We start from the raw sequence: 23664 nt of genomic DNA, 5'->3' as shown, positions 1-23664 counted from the left end.
AGAAACCTTTATTCTTTCGTTGCGTTTCTGAAACACCAAACAGTTATTTATCTTCCGTAAAAAACTGAAAACGAAATAAGTAAAACTTAACATTTAACTTATAATAAGTATTCCAAAAATAAATTATTTTTCGAAACGGCAAAATAAATCTTTCATTTTACCAAAAAAAAATTGCATTATTGAAAGGTATAAACAAAAAAAAAGTGGTAAAAACCACTTTTTTTATTCTTCTTCTGGAGGAGGATGACCATGAATTTGTTCATACACCTCATCGAAATTATTTCTTAAATATGCATTTAGCTTTTTTCTATAATCATCTTGCAACCAATCAATAAAATTATGAGTACTCTTACAAATACATTTCGAATATCTAAAAATTCTATCATCAATGTCGCCTCCTAATTTTTTAGCAAGTATTAAAGCATCAAAAACATCTTCGCTATTCTCAATACACAACTTAGCATGATGCTCTATAGATTTCTCTAAAACCTTTTTTGACGATTGTCCTGACTGAATGGTTTGAACGTAAACCTTTTTTACATCAAAGTAAAGATCTTCAGAGTTTGCAAATTCTTTTTTAACATCTTCTGGTAACTCATATCTAAAATCGCTCTCAATTTCTTCATCAGTTAACAAGTTATCCAAGTAGAAATTCGGTGCTCTAAACATTTTCTGCCAATCTAAATCAGCACCCCAAGGTCCAAATCTGTGAAAGTTATTACCTAAGTCAATAACGTTAAATCCAGACTTTCCAGGTAAAATACGCGATCCCCTTCCAATCATCTGATAATATAATGTTAGCGACTTTGTTGCTCTGTTTAAGATAATCGACCTAACAGAGGGCTCATCGAATCCAGTAGTTAAGATACTCACCGAAGTAATAATGGCATTCGGAGTTTTATTAAACCATTTTAAGATAAAATCACGTTCCTTCTTTGTGTTTGTATTATCTAAGTGAGCAATTGGATACCCTGCCCTCTTAAATGTATCATATACATGTAGAGAAGTGTTAATACCATTATTAAATATTAACGTTTTAGTACCTTTTGCTCTTTCTTCATAAGCCTGTAAAAGCTTAGAAAGCATATCTGTATTAGTATATAAATCTTCTGAAGACTTTACGGTATAATCACCATTTGCACCCACCTCTAATGAGGTTAATCCAACATTATATGAATATACGCTGGCCTTTGCTAAATACTCATTCGATATTAATGTTCCAATACTCTCACCTACGATTAACTCATCATAGTTGTTTTTCATTGGTAACTTTATATTCGAACTTAACGGTGTTGCCGTTACTCCTAGAATGAATGACTTATCAAAAAACTTAAACAGTTTTGTAAAAGAGTTATAGTGAGCCTCATCAATAATAACCAACCCGACATCAGAAATATCGAGCATATCATCATTTAAACGGTTGTTTAGCGTTTCAACCATCGCTACAAAACAATCGAAATTGCCTTGATCATCTAAACTTGCCTTACTATCAATAATCTTATTGTCAACACCAAACTCACGAAGCATTCTTGCCGTTTGCTTACAAAGTTCTATTCGGTGTGTCATGATTAACACTTTCTTTTTATAATGCTTTAAATATTGCCTAGTTATTTCAGAGAAAATAACCGTTTTTCCACCTCCTGTTGGTAATTGGAAAAGAAGATGATAATTTTCGGGGGCATTTTCAAAACTCTTAAAAATCTTGTGGATCGATTCCTTTTGATAATCGTATAAGTTTTTACCTACAATTTTCTTGGTCGTCGTTGTTTCTTTACTCAATTTTATCTTATTTTGAAGATAGCAAAAATACGATGAATTTGAGGAAATTCCGCTGAAATTGGCGGAAAATTTAAAAACTTTTTAAATCAATTCCAGCAATGTCGTAATGAGAAGCATGTGCTACCGCTTCTTTATTTTTTATCACTAGTAATTGAGGCGACTGGTGTAAAACTTGAAACTTATAACCAATTTCATTTGAAATGTTACGATAGCTCAATAAGTCTAAATAGTAAACCTTAAAATCTTTCAAAGATTCATCAAAACTCTTTTCAAAACGTTGAATAACCATACTACTAATTCCGCATCGTGTTGAATGTTTGAATATAGCAACTGGTTCGCTTTCCGATATGTTTTCTATTTCATTTAACTGTTCTATACTGGTAAGAGGAATCCAGTTAACAAAGGATTCTTTCTTCTTGTTATTTTTATCTGAACTTCCGAAAAGTGAATTTATAATTCCCATGAATATATTTTTAAGTATTGACGGTTTATTTGAACATTCCTTTCAATTTCTTATATATGAATTGTTCGACAAATTTATTTAAAGTTTTTTTAATTTTTTTTTTCAAAAAACTGCGCCTTTTCGTTATTACCTATCGCTCTATATGCCTTTGACAGCCCTGTGTAAATCTTAGTTATTTGTTTACTATCCTTGTATTTTGAAACACCTATTTCAAAATGTTTTATTGCATTATTGAAATCTTTGTACTTTAAATAAAACTGCCCTAATCTATTTTGCCAATATCCAGATTGGTATCTTTTTGTTTGTAAAACATCCTTAAATTTTTCCATGAAAATCTTAAAATAGGTAAAGTTATCTCTTTTCCATGCCAACCATATAAGGCTGTTTTTAACTCCATCATCGATTTCCGAAGGTAACCCAAATCGTTTTCCTCTATCTTTATAATAACTCTCTAAATACTCAAAACCTCCCATATCTTCAAACTCCTTTATGCTTTCAAAACGTAACGATGCAAAGTTTTTAAAATAAAACCTCAACCCTTTATACAAAGAAATATATGGTAATGATTCATGAAACTCCTCATTAAACAATTGATAATGCCAAATTAAATTAGATGGTTTAATACCGGTTAGAGACTTCTTAAATGACTCAGTTGAAGATATATTATAAATATCTTTCTTAGAGTTTGCTAAGAACAAATATTTTGTTTTTTCGAGTTCCAGGTTTTTTAAAGTTAGAGTATCAACATAACCTCCATTACATGCAATCGCCCCTAAGAAAGATGTGTCATTTTTTAAAAGTATTTCACTCGAAAAATAAGCTGCAAATTCCCATCCAAACAAAATTCTTACTTTAGAAGTGGTAAACTTTGAATCTATAAAAGGAATCAATTCCTTTTTAATAAAAGATTCAAAATTAAGCTTCTCTTCTCCTAATATTGTATACCTTCCAGAACTATCTGTTTTTATACCAACAATAATCATTTCTGGAAGTATATCATTATCTCTTAAAGATTGTTGTACTCCAACTCCACTTGAAAAAAACCATTGACTATCTAGAATATACAGAACTGGAAACTTTTTATTCAGTTTTTTTTCCTCGTAATTCTCAGGCAAATATATTTGCAAGCTTTTAGTGTCTTTTAAATATTTCGATGCAATTACGAGCTCCTCTCCAAGCACTATATCATTAGTCTTCTTTTGTCCAAAATTACAGACAGAAATAAACAATACAATTAAAACAATTAAATTCTTCATTTTTAACTATCATTTTCACTAGTTTTCTATTCTAAATTACTGTGGATTCACAACTTAACACAAACAAGAATCTTTTTTAACAACACTTTAACCTATTTTAATATAATAGGAACCATTCTATGAACAAAACAAACATGAAAGCCAAAAAGTCAGCAAAAACCAACTATAAGCTGCCATTATGTCTACTTTTATCAATATCTAGGTAATGGTATTGATTTTGACCTGTCTTGTGTAAAATAAAATGATTATGAATTTCAACAATTATACGATAAAATCTCAAGAAACAATACAACAAGCGCAACAACTCGCGCAAGGTTATTCACATAACCAAATTGAAAACGAACATATATTTAAAGCACTTTTTATTGTTGATGAAAACGTGTTACCTTTTATCTTAAAAAAACTAAATGTAAACGTTCAAGTTGTTCAACAAATATTAGACAAACAACTAGAAAGTTTTAGCAAGGTTTCTGGTACTGAATTAGTGCTCTCAAGAGAAGCTGGAAAAACACTTACAGAAGCTTCGGTGATTGCTAAGAAAATGAATGACGAATATGTTTCCATAGAACATTTAATTCTTTCAATTTTTAAATCTAAAAGCCAAATATCTCAGGTTTTAAAAGACCAAGGAATAACAGAAAAAAACCTTACCGCTGCTATACAAGAATTAAGAAAAGGAGATCGTGTTACTTCTCAAAGTGCTGAGGAAACCTATAATTCTTTAAACAAATATGCAAAGAACTTAAACCAATTAGCGCAAGATGGTAAACTAGATCCAGTCATAGGTAGAGATGAAGAAATAAGGCGTTTACTTCAAATCTTATCAAGAAGAACCAAAAACAATCCTATTTTAGTGGGTGAACCAGGAACTGGTAAAACGGCCATAGCCGAAGGATTAGCTCATAGAATTATTCGCGGTGATGTTCCTGAAAATTTAAAAGACAAACAAATTTACTCTTTGGATATGGGAGCCTTAATTGCAGGCGCCAAGTACAAAGGTGAATTTGAGGAAAGGTTAAAAAGTGTTGTAAAGGAAGTAACAACATCAGAGGGAGATATTGTACTTTTTATTGACGAAATACACACCTTAGTTGGAGCCGGTGGTGGTCAAGGTGCTATGGATGCCGCAAATATTTTGAAGCCAGCACTTGCCAGAGGAGAATTAAGGGCTATTGGAGCTACCACTCTTGATGAATATCAAAAATACTTTGAGAAAGATAAGGCTCTTGAAAGAAGGTTTCAAAAGGTTATTGTAGATGAACCCGACACGGAAAGTGCAATATCGATTCTAAGAGGAATTAAAGATAAATATGAAACACATCATAAAGTACGAATCAAAGATGAATCGATTATTGGTGCTGTAGAGCTTTCACAACGTTATATAACCAATCGTTTTTTACCAGATAAGGCTATTGATTTAATGGACGAAGCGGCGTCGAAATTACGAATGGAAATCAACTCTAAGCCTGAAGAACTTGATGTTTTAGATCGAAAAATAATGCAACTTGAGATTGAGATTGAAGCTATTAAACGTGAGAATGATGCTGTAAAATTAAAATCTTTGAACGCCGATTTAGCAAATCTTAAAGAAGAAAGAAACGAAATAAATGCAAAATGGCAATCTGAAAAAAGTGTAGTAGAAAAAATTCAACAGTTAAAATCGTCAATTGAAGAATTTAAACTGGAAGCAGATAAAGCGGAAAGAAATGGTGATTATGGTAAGGTTGCTGAATTACGATATGGTAAAATAAAAGAAGCTCAAGAGCAACTTGATGAACAACAAGTTGTTCTAGCTAATCAAAAAGAAGACTCCTTAATAAAAGAGGAAGTAACTTATGATGATATTGCAGAAGTTGTTGCAAAATGGACAGGCATTCCAGTAACGAAAATGCTACAATCTGAACGTGAAAAATTATTGAATCTTGAAATTGAATTACACAAACGTGTGGTTGGGCAAGACGAAGCAATTGAAGCCGTTTCTGACGCCGTAAGACGTTCAAGAGCTGGACTACAAAATCCTAATAAACCTATTGGTTCATTTTTATTCTTAGGAACTACAGGAGTTGGTAAAACTGAACTTGCAAAAGCTCTTGCTGATTATCTATTCGATGATGAGAATGCTATGACCCGTATAGATATGAGCGAATATCAAGAACGTCATTCTGTAAGTAGATTAGTAGGGGCGCCTCCAGGATATGTTGGGTATGATGAAGGTGGGCAATTAACCGAAGCTGTTAGAAGAAAACCTTACTCAGTAGTGTTACTTGATGAAATAGAAAAAGCGCATCCGGATACGTTTAATGTTTTATTACAAGTTTTAGATGAAGGAAGGCTGACGGACAACAAAGGTAGAGTAGCCGACTTTAAGAATACTATTATCATCATGACATCGAATATGGGAAGTCATATTATCCAAGAGAAGTTCGAAAACATGAAGCAAGACATATATACTACAATGGAATTGGCTAAAACTGAAGTGCTAGGCTTGTTAAAACAAAGTGTACGTCCGGAGTTTTTGAATAGAATTGATGATATCGTAATGTTTACTCCATTGTCTGAAAACAATATTAAAAATATTGTTGAGCTACAATTAAATAGCGTTAAGAAAATGGTAGCAAAACAAAACATAACCATTGATGCTACCGAAGAAGCTATTTTATACTTGGCTAAAAAGGGATATCAACCAGAATTTGGTGCCCGTCCGGTAAAAAGAGTGATTCAAAAAGAGGTATTAAACGCACTTTCGAAAGAAATTCTTTCTGGAAAGGTAACTACGGACAGTATTATTCTATTAGACTCATTTGATGATCAATTAGTTTTCAGAAATCAGTCCGAATTGGTTCAATAGCAGATAGAATGGAAAAAATAAAAAAGGTAGCAAATTGCTACCTTTTTTATTTAAATTATCTTTTTACAAAAAACCTTGGTTTTTCATCCATTCATCTGAATAAATCTTATTCATATATCTTGAACCATGATCAGGTAAGATTACCACAATAACACTATTTTCATCAAAATACCCTTGATCTGCATATTGCTGTAATCCCTGTAAAACCGCTCCAGAAGTATAACCTGCAAAAATACCTTCCGTTTTTACTAATTCTCTCGCTTTTAACGCTGAATCTTTATCCGAAACCTTTTCATAAATATCAACTACATCAAAATCTGTCGATGTAGGGATAAGCGTCTTCCCAAGTCCTTCAATTTTATAAGGACTTATTTCATTTGGATCAAACTCACCAGTTTCATGAAATTTTTTGATTACCGAACCAATAGCATCTATTCCTAAAACCTTTATATCTGGGTTTTGTTCCTTTAAATAACGACCGGTACCAGAAATAGTTCCTCCAGTTCCACTCGCAACTACAATATGCGTAACCCTTCCTTCCGTTTGCTCCCAAACCTCAGGACCAGTACTTACATAGTGCGCCTCAATATTTAATTCGTTAAAGTACTGATTAATATAAATTGAACCTGGATTTTCTTTGTGTAATCTTTTCGCAACTTCGTAATAAGAACGAGGGTCATCAGCAGCAACATTCGCTGGGCAAATATGTACTTCTGCCCCCATGGCTTTTAGCATATCGATTTTACCCTGAGATGACTTATCACTAACAGCCAAAATACATCTGTATCCTTTTACAATACTAATCATAGCAAGTGAAAAACCGGTATTTCCCGAAGTAGTCTCTACAATAATATCGCCTCTCTTTACAATTCCTTTTCTCTCAGCAGTTTCAATAATATGTAAAGCTATTCTATCTTTTGCCGAATGTCCTGGATTGAATGCTTCTAACTTAGCAAAGCACTTTCCTGGGATATTTTGAGTGATATTATGTAACTTAACTAAAGGGGTCTCTCCTACTAGATCTAAAACTGAATTGGTAATACCAGTATGTCTCATTCTTTCTAAAATCATAAAAGGCGTCATTATGAAAAACTAGGGTGAAATAAATTTTTCTTCTATTTTTTCATAATAACAACCTTCGCTTTCCGTGGGCAAAAATATAATTATTTTTCTAACTGACCCTCTAACATCAAAAAGAACGTATATTCTTCTGCTGTTTCTTTTAATGAATTAAATCTTCCAGAAGCTCCTCCATGTCCAGCTTCCATATTTGTATGTAAAAACAATAAGTTGTTATCTGTTTTTAATTCTCTCAACTTCGCCACCCATTTAGCTGGTTCCCAATACTGTACCTGACTATCATGTAAACCAGTTGTAACCAACATGTTTGGATACTCCTTTTCTTCTACCTGATCGTATGGAGAATACGACTTGATATAATCATAATATTCTTTATCGTTTGGATTTCCCCACTCATCATACTCTCCTGTTGTTAATGGAATACTATCATCCAACATTGTTGAAATAACATCTACAAAAGGAACCGCTGCAATTACTCCATTATATAACTCTGGGTTCATGTTTATAATGGCTCCCATTAATAAACCTCCTGCTGATCCACCCATTGCATATAAATGCTCTGATGATGTATAACCATTATCTATTAAATATTTAGAACAATCGATAAAATCAGTAAATGTATTTTTCTTATTTAACATTTTTCCGTCTTCATACCAATCTCTTCCTAAATACTGACTTCCTCTAATATGAGCTAAAGCAAAAATAAATCCTCTATCTAGTAAACTTAATCTTGTAGTAGAAAAGCCATCTGAAATCGTATACCCATAAGATCCGTAAGCATATTGTAATACAGGTGTGTTTTTATCTATTTTTGTGTCTTTGTGATAAACAATAGACAAAGCCACCTTTTTCCCATCACGAGCAGGAACCCAAATACGCTTACTTACATAGTTAGCTTTGTCAAACTTGCCTCCTAACACCTCTTGCTCTTTTTTAACATCTTTAGTTCTATCTTTCATATTGAAATCAATTACAGAACTTGGAGTTGTCATTGAGTTGTATAAATATCTGATAACATCTGTGTCAAACTCAGGGTTAGAATAAACACCAGCTGAGTATGTTTCTTCATTGAAAGGTAAATAATAATCCTCTTTACCATCCCAACGCTTAATTCTAATTTTGTTTAACCCTTCGCTTCTTTCTTCAAGAACTAAATAATCTTTAAAAATCGAGAAATCTTCAAGTAAAACATCTTCTCTATGAGGAATAACATCTATCCAATTCTCTTTGGTAGTATTATTCTCAGGTGTTTTCATTAACTTGAAGTTTGTAGCTCCATCTTTATTGGTTCTGATATAAAAGGCATCTTCATAGTGTGCAACATCATACTCTAAATCTCTTTCACGTGGTTGAATTACTCTAAACTCACCTTCTGGATTATCAGCCTCAAGAACTCGATATTCAGTAGAAACAGTACTATATGAACCGATAACAATGTATTTTTTAGATTTCGTTTTCGTTGCAAAAACTCCAAATGTTTCATCCTTTTCTTCGAATACCAATTCATCTTTTGAAGAATCTGTTCCCAAAACATGTCTATATATTTGAGAACTTCTTAAAGTAACAGGATCTTTCTTCGTATAGAAAAATGACTTGTTATCATTTGACCAAACTGATCCTCCTGTTGTGTTTTCAATTTTATCACCAAGGATTTCTCCTGTAGCAAGATCTTTAATTTGAATGGTGTACTGACGTCTACTTACGGTATCTACAGCGAAGCTTGCCAACTTATTATCTGGGCTTACGCTTAAACCTCCTAACTGATAATACTCATGTCCTTTTGCTTCCTCATTTACATTGAATATAATCTCCTCTTCAGCTTCCAAAGTTTCTTTCTTTCTACTGTAAATTGGATATTGACCGCCAATTTCATAACGTGTAATATAAAAATACCCATTTTCTTTATAAGGAACCGATTCATCATCTTCTTTTATCCTCCCCTTCATTTCTTCAAACAACTTCTCTTGAAAATCTTTCGTATTTGCAATTTCTTGCTCATAATACTCATTTTCAGCATTCAAGTAATTGTATACTTTTTGGGTTTGTTCATCCTTAACCTCAGCATTTTTTTGCTCATCGGTCAAACGCATCCAAAAGTAATTATCTGTTCTTACATCTCCGTGTTTCTCTAACTTAGTTGGCTGTTTTTCAGCTACGGGAATTTGTATCTCTGTATTCATTCTCTCTTTTTTGCAGGAAGCAAAAATAAGATTTAAAGTTATTATTGCTATAATTATTTTTCTCATTTTAATTTGGTTATTTTATTTTCAAGTGAAAATACTACTTTTGTAAAACAATAGATTTAAAATAAATACAATGTTTGGAGATCTTTCTAATATGATGGGTAAATTGAAAGAAGCCCAGGATAAAGTTGAAGAGACTAAAAAAAGGTTAGATACAGTTTTGATAGATGAGTCTGCGGCGAATGGAAACATTAAAGTTACCGTAACTGCGAATCGAGAAATCAAAGCTATTTCAGTAGACGAATCTTTACTTCAGGATAAAGAAGAACTAGAAGATTACCTAATATTAACTTTAAACAAAGCCTTAAAAAGAGCTGGTGAAATTAATGAACAGGAACTTGCTATAGCTGCCAAAAGTGGTATGCCAAATATTCCTGGAATGGATATGTTCAAATAAAAACAGGCATGAAATTAGAAGATTACATGTTGCCTTGCATGAATAAGAAACTTTTCGGAATAGATTGCCCTGGATGTGGTTTACAACGATCTACTATACTTTTATCTGAAGGGAAATTCTACGATGCATTTACCATGTTTCCTGCAATATACACTACAATTCTTCTTGTTGCCATTGCCATTCTTCATTTCTTTTTGAAAAAGAAAATCACCTTAAAAATTTTAGTGGTATTAGCCTTTAGTAATGTTGCCATTATCATTTTGGCTTACATCATAAAAATGAACAAATTATTAAGTTAACTAAATAAAATATATTATTCATGAACGAATTTGAACAAAGACAACTTCCCAATGCAACTGCTGTTTTGGTTTTAGGAATTATTTCAATTTTAAGTTGTTGCTGCTATGGAATACCTGGAATTATTCTTGGAGTTATTGCTCTTGTTTTGTTTAAGCAAGATAAAAATAAGTATGATTTAAATCCGAGCCTTTATACAAACTACTCTAACTTAAATACAGGAAGAATTTTAGCAATTATCGGAATCGCGCTAAGTGTATTCTATTTAATATTTATAGTTGGAATGATTGCTGTTGTAGGTTGGGATGCTTTACAGGATCCAGAACTTTTACAAGAAAGAATGAATGGTTGGTAAAACGATTCGTTAAAATACAAATATTTAAAAATCCTGAAGTTGAACTTCAGGATTTTTTTTTACAATTTATTGATTCTTAATTACTCATAAAATTGTTAATTCTTTTATGATAAGAAAGTTGTTCTTCACTAAAAAAACAGAATAAATTCTATTATTTTCGCGCCCATTCTCCCCCTAATTATCCTATTTAATTGTAGATTTTATTTTTCATGGACGACGAAAGAAATTGGTTACTTTATTATAAAAATAGTTTGTTTGATAGTGAAAACTTAGCTATCGATATTTCAAGAATAAAACACCTGTATCATCAAAACTCTTCAGACTTAACCAATGCGTTAATTAGTAATAAAAACGCTACAGAAATTCTAGATTTGGAAGAGCGTAGAATTAATCGTCTGAAAGGAATTTCTAAAAAAGATAGTTCTAGATGGCAAGAAATTAATGAAACTCAAATCTTGATTTCCCCTTTCCATTTAAAATTTAAAACGGATAATAAAAAATTCAAACAAAACGTTATTCACCCATTTTGGATCACTGCCACATTAGACAGATCTGGAAAGCTTTCAGCTCCAAGAGATTTATTCCCTCTAATTGTGAGGAATTACGTTACTCCAATAGCTGATGTCCAAAATGATTTCATTTTTTCATCCTTAGAAAATGTTACAAATGCTCGTGATGTTGAGCAACCAGAAGCATATGACGAAGATGAAAAAATAGGATGGGATGTTTACTGGGATTATATAAATGAAGTATTTAACGAAATTACTTTTAGTAGTATTTCAAACTATAAAACAGAGAAGTACACAACACAACATAGCCTTACTTATTTCGCAGTAAGCTCAAAAATATCAACAGCCAAAAGTATCTTATTTCTATATGAAAATCTTTTAGATAACCTTGATGAATTGCCTCTTCTGGCAAAAATTGTAACTCCTGTTGATCGTTACAGAAAACCACCTGTGACCGATGAAGGTTATTTGCATTACAACCACTTGCATTTGGGACAAATGTCGAATGAGTTTCCACTTTCCATAAGTCAAAGAAAAACACTACTCTCCTACTTAGTAGCGGAAGATAATCCAGTAATGGCTGTAAACGGACCTCCTGGGACAGGAAAAACAACATTGCTTCAAAGTTTAGTCGCAACAGAATTCGTTAAATCCGCAATTATTGGAGAAGAAGCTCCTCTGATTTTAGCTTGTTCCAACAACAATCAGGCGGTAACCAATATTATTGATAGTTTTATCAATTCCGCAAGTAGTTTAGGAGAGCTTGCTGAACGCTGGATTCCAAACTTTAAAGGATATGCAACTTACCTTCCTTCAAACTCTAAAGCGGACAAGGCTTTAAAAGACATTAACTATTTAAAAGGAAATCTTTTTGGTTATGAGGGAACCCTCTGTGATTTAGAAAACGAACAATATTTATATGATGCTGAATATTACTTTCTTGAAAAATACAGTAATTACTTCGGTTATCAAGAATCTTCTTTGGAAGAAGCTTGTTACCAACTGCAACAAGAATTAATTGACATTGAAGATAAATTAATTGATGGAGTTCGCTTTTCTAATGACTATATTACTGCAATTGATTATATCAACAATCTATTATTAAGAGAAGAAGATCATATATCAGGTGATACTTTTATTATTACAAAAATTCATCAATGGCGATCACTTTTAGCCGAATTAAAAAAGACTTATAAACAAGATAACTTTATTGATGATATTCGTGTTTACTTTACTTCGGATGAAAACTCGCAAAACGAGGAGCATGTTTTTAAAATTACCGAAGATAAGCTTAAAGACCAAGATACCGCCCTCTCTTACATTAAACAGCTTTTTGCAAACGTAAACCTTTTACTCCAAGCTAATCTTAAACTAAGCGATTGGAAAAAAGAGAATAAAATTCTGGGACAGCCTTTTGTTTCTGAAGAAAAAATGTGGGATTTAGACTTACAGAAAAACCCAAACCTCGACAAATCTAAGGGATATTTTTACAATGAAATTGATATGACCTTGCGTCATAGAGCCTTTTTATTAGCTACGCATTATTGGGAGGCTCGTTGGATTCTTGAAACCATTGACGTTGTTGAAAATGATACTGAAAGAGGTACGGGGGAAAATACAATAAAGGCACAATGGAAACGACGTGCAATGCTTACCCCTTGTTTTGTTGCTACCTTCTATATGGCGCCATCACATTTTGTTCGTAGTCAATTTCAAGGAGAAAGTGAGGAAGGAAAACCTATATTTGAATATTTCCCTCTAACTAATTTTGTTGACTTACTAATCATTGACGAAGCGGGTCAGGTTACACCCGAAGTTAGTATTCCTCTTTTTGCGCTAGCACAGAGAGCTTTCGTTGTGGGAGACTTAAAACAGATTGAACCTATTTGGTCTATTCCTCCAAAAATTGATACTGGAAACTTAAGTTCGTTGCATATAATTGAAACTCCACAAGAAAACGAACTGTTAGATAGTTTAGGTTTTTTAGCTTCTAGCGGAAGTATTATGAAAATGGCACAAAACGCTTGTGAATATGAAACTGTTATTGGGAACAAAAAAGAAAACGGGTTGATTCTTCTTGAACACAGAAGGTGTAATGACGAAATCATTGATTTTTGTAATGAACTGGCTTATGATGGTATTTTAAAACCCATGAAAGGAAAAGCTAAAGACGACCAAGTTTTTCCATCAATGGTAGCCTATCATGTTGAAGGTGTAAGTGAACGAAAGTACAACAGCCGTTGTAACATGAAGGAAGTAAATGCTATTATTTTATGGTTACAACAAAATAAAGATGCAATACAAAAAGCCTATAATGTTGACTCTATCGAAAGTGTTTTAGGAATTATTACTCCTTTTGCCAGTCAAAAAACGGAATTATCAAAAGCATTGACTGATGCTGGCTATAAAATAAATGATATTAAACTAGGAACGGTACATGCTTTACAGGGCGCCGAAAGAAGTATTATCTTATTTAGTTCGGTATATAGTAATGAAGATGAAGGAACCATGTTTTTCGACAGAGATAACAAACCTAACATGTTGAATGTTGCAGTTTCAAGAGCTAAAGACAGTTTTATATTATTTGGAGATACTCGAATTTTAAATGAAGCTAATAAAACACCTTCTGGCTTATTAAAAAAACATTTGAATATTCAAGAAATGGCTTATTAAGAAGCGTCATAACGTATTAACTCAATGGTTTGCTGATTTGATTTCAACTCGGTCGAACTAGGTAGGCATGTTTTTGTAATCCTCATTAAATTGGTTAATTTTGCCACAAATTAATTGATATGAGAACTCTTACTTTTCTCTATTGCTAAAGAAATATTAACATTTTAAAAATACGAAACTTGTAAATCCTTATAAGTAACTAACTCTTTAATCTAAAAATTGGTTACCAATTAAGAATATACACGAGATTTAAACAAAAAATAAACACATGAAAACAAAATTCAAAATTGCTGTCCTTGCTATGATAGGTTTAAATATAAATTTAAGGGCTCAAGACCAAACAATTAATGGTGACTTGACAGTAAAAGGAGCATCATCTTCTCAAGGTGCAAGTCACACTTATTCAACCGAAACTGGAAAAACGAATTTCCGATTAACTACCAACATGCTTGATGCTGATAATGCATTTATTTATAATTATAACAGTCAAGCCAAAACCTTTCACAACCTGAATATTGGAGGTGCTCACTCTGCTTCAAATGGATTACAAATATTAGGCAATGGAAACATTGGTATGGGAAGCGCAAACCCATTTACCAATCTTCATATCCACAGTAATAATGTAGATACCAGAATTGCTTTGACGAACAATCATTCTGGAAAAAATGTCTCGGACGGTTTCGTTTTAATCAATGAAAGTGATAGTGAGGTTCACTTTTTAAATAGAGAAAATGCTGCTTTAAAATTTTCAACTTACGGAGCAGAAAGAATGAGAATTGCGGCAAATGGTAATATTGGTATAGGAACCAACAATCCTCAAAACTGGTTTGGAGGTAAATTATTACAAGTAAGTGATACTAGACCTATTTTAAGTTTAAAATCATCAGGAAACTTAGGTACTATTCAGTTCACTAACAACAATATTGCTTCAAATCACTATGGTGAATTTCACTTAAATCATTCTTATTTAGCAGCTAATCCAAATAAATCAAAACTAGAATTTTGGAGTTACCCTGGTAATAATGTATTAACTCTTTTAGCAGATGGTAATATAGGTATTGGAAAAACAAGCCCTTCAAGCCCCTTGGACATAAAGTCCTCTAAAAACCGAACACTCTCATTAGATTTTACTGGAGCGCAACCAGGCTGGGGGTATACATGGCAATCATTTAAAACCAACTCTACTGAGCAATGGAGAATAATAGGGCGAGAGGATATAAATAGTTCTTTGTCTTTTTGGAATTCATCTGATAAAGACATACTAACCTTGTCACAAAACGGTAATGTCGGTATCGGAAATAAAACTCCGAAATCAAAACTTGATGTAAGAGGTTTAGAGAGAAATCAATTTCGAATTTACAGAGAAGGTTTTGATGATAAATATTTGAGTGTTTGGCATGGAACGGCAGGCGCCGTTATCGAACCAATTAAAACCGACAATTCCACTTCTTTACTCTATTTAGGAGGCTATGATAACCCTACTGATGTACTAATAGCTTCAAGACATACTGGAAACGTAGGAATTGGAATAGTAACCCCTGATGCGAAGCTATCAGTAACTTCAAAAGAAAATTTAATTTCTAGATTCCAAAACCTTGAAATCAATGACAATATAAAAGGGGTTCGTGTTAACTCTAAAAACAGCCATAATCAATTAAAATATTTAGATATTGCTATTGATGCGAAAAATGAGAAAGCGGGTCTTGGACTAGGAACATCTTCAGGAAATCTGCCTATAGGTAAAGCAGATTTAAGTTTGGCCCAACTTGTTATTGACCGCAATTACGGAGGTAGTGTTGGTATCGGAACTACAGATACAAAAGGATTCAAATTAGGTGTTAAAGGAAAAATCGCTGCTGAAGAAGTAAAAGTAGCTACATATACCAACTGGCCAGATTATGTATTCGAGAACAATTACGACCTTCCTACTTTGAATGAAGTAGAAAATCATATTCAAAAAAATGGGCATTTAAAAGATATTCCTAGTGCTGAAGAAGTTAGTCAAGAAGGTTTCTTTTTAGGATCAATGGATGCAAAACTTTTACAAAAGATTGAAGAACTGACTTTATACACCATTGCTCAAGAAAAGCAATTAAAGGTACAAGAAGAGAAGATTAAAACATTAGAAAATCAAACTAAAGAAATAGAAAAATTAAAAGCTTTAGTCAATAAACTATTGAAAAAATAAGTCCTTGACTTTTTATACATAGAGGGAACCTTAACGGGTTCCCTTTTTATTTGATTCCTTTTTTCTAAGAACTAAACCCTAAGTTTTAACGCATTTATCACATTAAAACTCCTTACTTCCTATAATTCACGTATTTAGTCTAATTAATTAGAAGTTTCTAAAATATTCTTATTAATTTATCAGTCCTTTTTACGACTAAATATCAAACAATTAACAAATCAAATAGAGATGAAAAGATTAGCCATTAATGGAATGGGACGTATTGGAAGAGCTGCATTAAAAGTAATCCTAGAAACACCTGGATTAGAATTGGTAGCTGTAAACGACCTTGTTGGAATTGAAAACATAGCTTATTTATTAAAATACGATACTGTTTACGGTATTTACGATAAGAAAGTCGAACATGATGACAATCATTTAATCGTAAATGGTAAAAAGATTCAATATTTCTCAAATAGAAACCCAGAAGAATTACCTTGGAAAGAAAATAAAATTGACATTGTTATTGAAAGTACAGGATTCTTCACAAAGCAAGAAGATGCTGAAAAACACATTACTGCAGGAGCAAAAACTGTAGTAATCTCTGCTCCTACTAAAAGCCCAAATACGCCTACTGTAGTGCATGGTGTAAACTCAACCGAACAAGGAACAAGTATATTTTCTTGCGCTAGTTGTACTACCAATAATATCAGTCCCGTTGTGGAAGTATTAGGTAGAAGGATCGGTATTAAAAAAGCCATTATGACAACCGTCCATGCGTATACAGCTTCTCAAAATATGGTAGATTCTATCTCAAATAAAAACTTTAGAATGGGAAGAGCTGGAGCGGCAAATATTGTCCCTACCTCTACAGGAGCAGCCATTGCAACCACCAAAGCACTTCCGGAATATTCGGGTAAATTCGATGGTGTTGCATTAAGAGTACCAATTCCTGTTGGGTCTATTTCTGATATGACATTTGTTACTGAAAAACCAGTTACCGTCGAAGAAGTAAATGCTATACTTGAAGAAGAAGCAGAAACAGATCGTTATAAAAAAGTTTTAGCAACCACTTACGAACCTATTGTTTCTTCCGATATTGTTCAAAGTCCATACGCCTCAACTGTTGACCTGAGTATGACAAGAGTAGTAGATGGGGATTTACTAAAGGTAATGACTTGGTATGATAATGAATGGGGATTTACTAATCAAATGATACGTCAAATTTTAGAAATCTAATTGTAGATTGATAATTAGAACATAAAAAAGGGCTTTGATAAAAATCAAAGCCCTTTTTTAGTATTTATCTTCTAAAACTATTTCGAAAACTCAGCAATAGTCTTTTTAATAATATCAATACAATCTCTTAATTGCTCTTCATTCATTACTAATGGCGGAGCAAAACGGATAATATTACCATGTGTAGGTTTTGCTAATAAACCGTTATCACGTAACTTCATACAAATATTCCAAGCAGTATCGCTATCTTCTGTATCATTAATTACAACAGCATTTAACAACCCTTTTCCACGAACAAGAGTTACTAGTTCATTTTCATCAACAAACTTCCCTAACTCTTCTCTAAAAATCTTACCTAAACGCTCAGCGTTTTCAGCTAATTTTTCCTCTTTTACAACCTCAAGAGCAGCAATTGCAACAGCAGCAGCCACTGGATTACCACCAAACGTAGAACCATGATTTCCAGGCTTAATAACATTCATAATGCTATCGTTGGCTAATACTGCAGAAACTGGATAAGCTCCTCCACTTAATGCTTTTCCTAAAATTAAAATATCTGGTTGTACATTTTCATGCTGAACAGCTAATAATTTTCCTGTACGTGCTATTCCTGTTTGAACTTCATCAGCAATAAATAATACGTTGTATTTTTCACACAATGCTTTCGCAGCGGCTAAATATCCTTCAGAAGGAACATAAACACCAGCTTCACCTTGAATAGGCTCTGCCATAAATCCTGCTACATTTTTATTGTTCTTTAAAGCCTCTTCTAATTCAGTTAAGTTGTCATAATCCACTTTGATAAATCCATTAGTAAATGGACCAAAGTTTTTACGAGCTACTGGATCGTTAGAGAAAGAAATTATTGTCGTTGTTCTTCCGTGGAAGTTATTTTTACATACGATAATCTCAGCCTCATTCTCTTCTATTCCTTTAACTTCATAAGCCCATTTTCTACATAATTTTAATGCAGTTTCAACGGCCTCAGCTCCTGTATTCATTGGAAGTAACTTATCAAAACCAAAGAACTCAGTTGCGAATTTTTCATAACGCCCTAACATGTCGTTATAAAAAGCACGAGATGTTAAGGTTAAGGTTTGTGCTTGATTTACCATAGCACCCACAATTTTTGGATGACAATGTCCTTGGTTAACTGCAGAATATGCAGAAAGAAAATCATAATACTTCTTACCTTCTACATCCCATACATAAACACCTTCTCCTTTACTCAGCACCACTGGTAATGGATGGTAATTATGCGCTCCGTACTTGTTTTCTAAATCAATTGCTTGCTGTGAAGTTAAATGTTCTAAAACAGCCATTTTCGTAATTTTTAAAAATTGATAAAATAACGATTCCTACTGTACCTTTATTTTTCCGAAGGACTCGAAAAAGCAGCGTGGGAGAGAAATCATCCCTAGAAAAGCGCAAATTACTAAATATTCCTTGCTCCTTAAAATCTTAGTCCGAGATTTTAGCCGATATTGATGAAATTTGAATCTCTAAACGCTTTATTTCACGTAAAACAGCATTTTTATCCATTTGAAGCCATGCAAAAATCTTTAACATACTTACTCCTAATAAAAATATAATACTACCTCCTGCCCATTTGATTAATTCCTTAATTTCTTCTGCTTGAAAAAATTGGACCAAACAATAAACAAAAAATACAAACATCACCACCGTCATGATATTCATCAGTATCATAATCCATTTATTCTTTCCTCTAAATAACCCTTGAATCATTTGAAAAACATTTTGTTCATCTAGTTCTTCATAAAATTTTGCCTCTTCTTCAGTTAACGTTTCTTTAATTAGCTTATCTATTTCCTCTATATCTCTCATAATTTACTTTTTAAAATTACCTTTTTTAATCGTTCTCTTGCATGAAACATTCGTGACTTTGCAGTTCCTACTGATATATTTAAAATCGAACTGATTTCCTTCAACGAGTATTCCTGCGTATAATACAATTGAATAACTTCTCTTTGTCCCTTGTTTAATTTTTCTATTTCTTTTTTCAAAAGAGCTTTTCTGTCTTCATTAACATCCTCTTCTTTTTCAGTCATACTTCTATCTTCATCAGCTATTCTCTTTAATTGTTCTTCCTTTCGCTTATTGGACCGTAAATAATCAATAGCCTTTCTTTTTACTAAACTTAAAGCCCAGCTTTCAAATTTTTGTGGGTCTTGCAATCCTTCCAATTTATTAAGAATTTTTCTCCAACTATCTTGTGCTATATCCTTAGCTACTTCTCTATCCTTAACATATCTGTAAGCAACTTTACAAAATACCAAATGCCATTTTTTAACGAGTTTTGTTACTGCTTTCTTTTCTCCAGAAAGACACGCCCGAACCAAATATGAATCCTCTTGTTTACTTTTTGTTTTCATGATATACTTCAATTGGTAGACGGTATGTTTTTAAAAAAGTTCATTTTTTATTTTAAAAATTTATTGCAGTCAACTATAGTACTACAAACCATATCTTTTCCTAATTTTGCAGTCCGTTAATTGTTACTCACAATTAACAACAGGAAAGGTAACTATAAATATAAGATTCAATTTATGGAGCCAAGTGACTCTTGAGTTGCTTGAGAAATCCATAATAAGAAACAAACGCTGCAAAACATGCCGAGAAGAGAACGTAATAAATTTGTAAAAAGAGGTCAGATTTTAGAAATTTTAATTGAAGATTATGCTTTTGGAGGAAAAGGAATAGGTAGAATTAGATCTGAACTGGGAGAATTTGTAATTTTTGTACCCAACACACTTCCTGGTCAACTTGTGAAAGCAAGAGTAGATAAATCAAAAAAGAAATATGCCGAGTGTAAATTATTAGAGGTAATCGAGGCATCTAAAGATGAAATCGTTTCTCCTTATCAACACATACCTGGTGCACCATACATTCAACTTCCTATTGAAAAGCAACATGAGTACAAATATGCAAGTACCATGAGTTTGTTTAAAAAGATTGGTAAAGTTGAAAACATTGAAGACTTATTTGATGAATTTGTTTCTTCTCCAAATGCTTTCCATTATAGAAATAAAATGGAATATAGTTTTTCTGCGATTGGATACGACAATGAAAACAAAACTGATGTTGATGAATTTACTTTAGGCTTTAAAAGACGTGGAACTTGGTGGATTGGTGAAAATTTAAATAAAGATAGTGGATTGTTTGACGCTGAATTCGAAAACAATCTTTATAAGATTAGAGCGTATTGTGAAAACACCAATTTAGCCCCATGGCATGCTCCAAGAAAAGAAGGTTTCTTCCGCTATTTTGTGGTAAGAAAGTCTTATAAAACAAATCAACTTTTATTTAATTTAGTAACAACATCAGCAGATTTACCTAAATTTGACTTGCAAAAATTTGCTCAGTATTTAGTTGAATTATTTGGAGATAGAGTTGCAGGGCTTCTTCATACAATTAATGATGAAACAGGTGATAGAACTATTGCTACTAGCGGTAGTATCAATCTTGTTTATGGAAATGAAAAAATTGTAGAGCAGTTATTAAACTTAAATTTTGAGATTAGCATGAAAAGCTTTTTTCAAACAAATCCGAAGTCAGCTGAAAAGTTATACACCAAAGTTGTTGATTATGCTTTAGAAAATAAAGATGCTGTAGATAATACTGTGGTAATGGATTTATTCTGCGGAACTGGAACTATTGGGCAAATTATAGCTTCAAAAGCAGATAATACTAAAATTGTTGGTGTTGATATTGTTGCTTCAGCAATTAAAGATGCTAAAAAGAACGCAAAACGCAATAATATTGAAGGTGTTGAGTTTTATGCTGCAGATGTAGGAAAGTTTTTACTAGAGCATCCTCAATACAGGAACAAGATAAGAACAATTATTCTTGACCCTGCAAGAGCGGGAATCACCCCTAAAACACTTAAAAAAATCATAAATTTGAAAGCGGATAGAATGGTTTATGTATCTTGTAATCCAGCAACTCAGGCTCGCGATACTGAAGAGTTGGTTAATGCGGGATATGAAATTAAAAAGATAAGTTTAGTAGATCAATTTCCGCATACAGCTCATATTGAAACTGTGGTGCTATTTGAAAAATAAACCAAATCCATCTATTGGAAATTTAATAGCGCTATATAATTTGCGCATTGTAAAATATTCGATCAATGAAAAAATGTTTTGGCATTTTGTTACTTTGTTTGTTTGCTTTTAACGCTTGTGAAAAAGATGACTTTTGTACAACAACTCCAGTAACGCCTAATTTAGTAATTCGTTTTTATGATAAAGATGATATTACTGCTGTAAAAAGCGTACCTCGCTTATCGGTAATTGCTCAAAGTAAAACCGATAGCCTTATTAGTACTAGAACACTTGATTCAATAGCAATTCCTTTAAATGGTTTAGCTTCTGAAACTGTCTATCTTTTAAAAATGAATGATGCCGAAGGAAATCTAGCTGATAACAAAGTAGATACACTTACAATAACCTATACTCCAGAAGAAGATTATATTTCTCGATCTTGTGGTTTTAGATATGTTTTTGACGATGTTACTTTAACTGTTACCAACTCTTGGATCGAGAGACTATCTAACAATTCGATCCCAGAAATTAATCACCAAATTCAATCTCATGTACAAATTTTTCATTAGTTGTTTTCTAATCTCGTTAGTATCATTTAACGTCTTCAGTCAAAAGAAAATAAATGAAGAGATTCCAAAAGATAGTATTACCTATAAAACTGGATACGGATTAAGAATTGGAGCTGATATTAGCAGACCTGTTTTATCATTTTTTGATAAAAGTTATAGTGGATTGGAGCTGGTTGGTGATTATAGAATTACAAAAAACTGGTACATTGCAACGGAGCTAGGGTACGAAAAAGAAACTACATATGAAGACTTTACCACATCAACGTCTCAAGGGAGCTTTATTCGTATTGGAGCTAACTATAATGCGTACAAGAATTGGCTGGATATGAATAATGAAATATTTATTGGTGGTCGTTATGGTTTTGCTTTATTTGATCATTCTTTAGATAGTTATACTCCTAATACAACCGTAGGAACCACTTCTTTACCAGGAACCGATGTTACTACTGCCTATTTCCCATCAAATACCATTACAACTCCAAGAAAAGAAACTGAGTTAATGGCACATTGGGCGGAAATACAAATTGGGATGAAAGTTGAAACACTAAAAAACTTATTTGTTGGAGCTGGTTTCTCTTATAAAATTATATTGAGTATTGACGATCAAACAGGTTTTAAAACCCTATATAGCCCTGGTTTCAATAGAGTTTTTGAAAGCAACACTGGTTTTGGCTTTTTTTACACAATATCGTACCTAATACCTTTTGTTAATAAGTAATTTTCCTGCATACGCTTGATTTCACTACTTTTACCAAGTATTACATAAAAACTTATTAACAATGAATAAAATTCCAAGCGTAAATTTAGAGGACTTTCTATCGGGAGATGTAGAGCGCAAACAAAAGTTCATTAATGAAATTGGAAATGCCTATGAGAATATAGGTTTCGTTGCCTTAAAAGGTCATTTCTTAGGCGAACAATTAGTGGATGATTTATATGACGAGATTAAAAAGTTTTTTGAATTGCCCATAGATGTAAAACAGAAATATGAAATTCCTGGTATTGGTGGGCAAAGAGGTTATGTTTCTTTTGGTAAAGAATCAGCAAAAGGAAAAAAAGAAGGAGATTTAAAAGAATTTTGGCATTTTGGTCAATATGTTGAAGACAATCCTAAACTCGAATCAGAGTACCCTGGCAATGTCAATGTTGAAGAATTAGCAAAATTTAACGATGTTGGAAAACAAACCTATAAAATGCTCGAGAAGACGGCTAAATACGTTTTAAGAGCTTTATCGTTGCATTTAGGTTTGGAAGAGACTTATTTTGACCAATACATTAAAAACGGAAATAGCATTTTACGACCTATTCACTACCCTCCTATTAAAGAAGAACCTAAAGGAGCGGTAAGAGCAGCCGCACATGGAGATATTAATTTAATTACGTTATTGATGGGAGCTCATGGAAAAGGACTTCAAGTTCAAAATCATGAGGGAGAATGGATTGATGCCATTGCCCAGCCTGATGAACTAATGATTAATGTTGGTGATATGCTTTCACGTCATAGTAACAATAAATTAAAATCAACTATCCATCGCGTTGTGAATCCTCCAAAAGAGCTTTGGGGTACTTCAAGATATTCAATACCATTTTTTATGCATCCAATATCTGAAATGAAATTAGATGTTTTAGAAAATTGTATTGATGAAAATAACCCTAAACAATTTGAGGACATTACTGCAGGAGAATTTTTGAACGAACGCCTAAGAGAATTGGGCCTTATAAAATAAA

19 protein-coding genes are annotated in these 23664 nt (G+C 32.7%); 11 read left to right on the top strand and 8 right to left on the bottom strand.

What is annotated here, in order from left to right; translation table 11 throughout:
• Positions 1–222: 222 nt before the first annotated feature.
• The 3 genes from ACKTTV_RS05665 to ACKTTV_RS05655 form a co-directional block, all read right to left on the bottom strand.
• Positions 223–1779, bottom strand: a complete 1557-nt coding sequence (locus ACKTTV_RS05665; RefSeq protein ID WP_408029851.1) for a DEAD/DEAH box helicase — start codon at positions 1777–1779, stop codon at positions 223–225.
• Positions 1780–1849: 70 nt separating this feature from the next.
• On the bottom strand, positions 1850–2242 hold the full coding sequence (gene ytxJ, locus ACKTTV_RS05660; protein WP_408029850.1) for a bacillithiol system redox-active protein YtxJ: 393 nt from the start codon (positions 2240–2242) through the stop codon (positions 1850–1852).
• Positions 2243–2331: 89 nt separating this feature from the next.
• Positions 2332–3498 carry an alpha/beta hydrolase-fold protein gene (locus ACKTTV_RS05655; protein ID WP_408029849.1) on the bottom strand — a complete coding sequence of 389 codons (1167 nt, stop codon included), beginning with the start codon at positions 3496–3498 and terminating at the stop codon, positions 2332–2334.
• A gap of 247 nt (positions 3499–3745) precedes the next feature.
• Between ACKTTV_RS05655 and clpB the strand changes: the two genes are divergently transcribed.
• On the top strand, positions 3746–6346 hold the full coding sequence (gene clpB / locus ACKTTV_RS05650; RefSeq protein ID WP_408029848.1) for an ATP-dependent chaperone ClpB: 2601 nt from the start codon (positions 3746–3748) through the stop codon (positions 6344–6346).
• 63 nt (positions 6347–6409) lie between these two features.
• Here the strand turns inward: clpB and ACKTTV_RS05645 are convergent, their stop codons facing one another.
• The gene (locus ACKTTV_RS05645) at positions 6410–7417 is read right to left on the bottom strand and encodes a PLP-dependent cysteine synthase family protein (RefSeq protein WP_408029847.1); all 1008 of its coding nucleotides are present in this window, start codon (positions 7415–7417) and stop codon (positions 6410–6412) included.
• 92 nt (positions 7418–7509) lie between these two features.
• Positions 7510–9606 (bottom strand): S9 family peptidase, encoded by a 2097-nt coding sequence (locus ACKTTV_RS05640; RefSeq protein WP_408029846.1) that lies wholly within the window; start codon positions 9604–9606, stop codon positions 7510–7512.
• 136 nt (positions 9607–9742) lie between these two features.
• Between ACKTTV_RS05640 and ACKTTV_RS05635 the strand changes: the two genes are divergently transcribed.
• The 6 genes from ACKTTV_RS05635 to gap all read left to right on the top strand — a co-directional run bounded on the left by ACKTTV_RS05635 (position 9743) and on the right by gap (position 17306).
• Positions 9743–10066, top strand: a complete 324-nt coding sequence (locus ACKTTV_RS05635) for a YbaB/EbfC family nucleoid-associated protein (RefSeq protein ID WP_408029845.1) — start codon at positions 9743–9745, stop codon at positions 10064–10066.
• A gap of 8 nt (positions 10067–10074) precedes the next feature.
• Positions 10075–10365, top strand: a complete 291-nt coding sequence (locus tag ACKTTV_RS05630; protein WP_408029844.1) for a DUF2752 domain-containing protein — start codon at positions 10075–10077, stop codon at positions 10363–10365.
• A 20-nt stretch (positions 10366–10385) separates the two neighbouring features.
• Positions 10386–10718: a CCC motif membrane protein gene (locus ACKTTV_RS05625; protein WP_408029843.1), complete on the top strand. Its 333-nt coding sequence runs from the start codon at positions 10386–10388 to the stop codon at positions 10716–10718.
• 209 nt (positions 10719–10927) lie between these two features.
• On the top strand, positions 10928–13900 hold the full coding sequence (locus tag ACKTTV_RS05620) for a DEAD/DEAH box helicase (RefSeq protein WP_408029842.1): 2973 nt from the start codon (positions 10928–10930) through the stop codon (positions 13898–13900).
• 268 nt (positions 13901–14168) lie between these two features.
• Complete coding sequence (locus ACKTTV_RS05615; protein ID WP_408029841.1) at positions 14169–16088, top strand: hypothetical protein; 1920 nt, start codon at positions 14169–14171, stop codon at positions 16086–16088.
• 228 nt (positions 16089–16316) lie between these two features.
• Positions 16317–17306, top strand: a complete 990-nt coding sequence (gap, locus tag ACKTTV_RS05610) for a type I glyceraldehyde-3-phosphate dehydrogenase (RefSeq protein ID WP_408029840.1) — start codon at positions 16317–16319, stop codon at positions 17304–17306.
• Positions 17307–17383: 77 nt separating this feature from the next.
• Here the strand turns inward: gap and rocD are convergent, their stop codons facing one another.
• The 3 genes from rocD to ACKTTV_RS05595 form a co-directional block, all read right to left on the bottom strand.
• The gene (gene rocD, locus ACKTTV_RS05605) at positions 17384–18628 is read right to left on the bottom strand and encodes an ornithine--oxo-acid transaminase (protein ID WP_408029839.1); all 1245 of its coding nucleotides are present in this window, start codon (positions 18626–18628) and stop codon (positions 17384–17386) included.
• Between the two features lie 139 nt (positions 18629–18767).
• Positions 18768–19151 (bottom strand): DUF6768 family protein, encoded by a 384-nt coding sequence (locus tag ACKTTV_RS05600; RefSeq protein WP_408029838.1) that lies wholly within the window; start codon positions 19149–19151, stop codon positions 18768–18770.
• Positions 19148–19699 (bottom strand): RNA polymerase sigma factor, encoded by a 552-nt coding sequence (locus ACKTTV_RS05595; RefSeq protein ID WP_408029837.1) that lies wholly within the window; start codon positions 19697–19699, stop codon positions 19148–19150. Before ACKTTV_RS05595 ends, ACKTTV_RS05600 begins: the two co-directional genes overlap by 4 nt.
• A gap of 237 nt (positions 19700–19936) precedes the next feature.
• On the opposite strand from ACKTTV_RS05595, the gene rlmD reads away from it, so the two are divergent.
• The 4 genes from rlmD to ACKTTV_RS05575 all read left to right on the top strand — a co-directional run bounded on the left by rlmD (position 19937) and on the right by ACKTTV_RS05575 (position 23663).
• Complete coding sequence (gene rlmD, locus ACKTTV_RS05590) at positions 19937–21388, top strand: 23S rRNA (uracil(1939)-C(5))-methyltransferase RlmD (RefSeq protein ID WP_408029836.1); 1452 nt, start codon at positions 19937–19939, stop codon at positions 21386–21388.
• 65 nt (positions 21389–21453) lie between these two features.
• The gene (locus ACKTTV_RS05585; protein WP_408029835.1) at positions 21454–21936 is read left to right on the top strand and encodes a DUF6452 family protein; all 483 of its coding nucleotides are present in this window, start codon (positions 21454–21456) and stop codon (positions 21934–21936) included.
• Positions 21917–22654, top strand: coding sequence for a DUF6048 family protein (locus ACKTTV_RS05580; RefSeq protein ID WP_408029834.1), 738 nt, complete (start codon positions 21917–21919; stop codon positions 22652–22654). Before ACKTTV_RS05585 ends, ACKTTV_RS05580 begins: the two co-directional genes overlap by 20 nt.
• A gap of 61 nt (positions 22655–22715) precedes the next feature.
• Entirely contained in the window at positions 22716–23663 is a 948-nt protein-coding gene (locus ACKTTV_RS05575; protein WP_408029833.1) for an isopenicillin N synthase family dioxygenase, read from the top strand.
• The last annotated feature ends 1 nt before the right edge of the window (position 23664 follow it).

Source organism: Tenacibaculum xiamenense (genome assembly GCF_964513065.1).
GTDB classification, from domain to species: domain Bacteria; phylum Bacteroidota; class Bacteroidia; order Flavobacteriales; family Flavobacteriaceae; genus Polaribacter; species Polaribacter xiamenense.
This window is presented reverse-complemented; position numbering and strand designations above follow the sequence as displayed.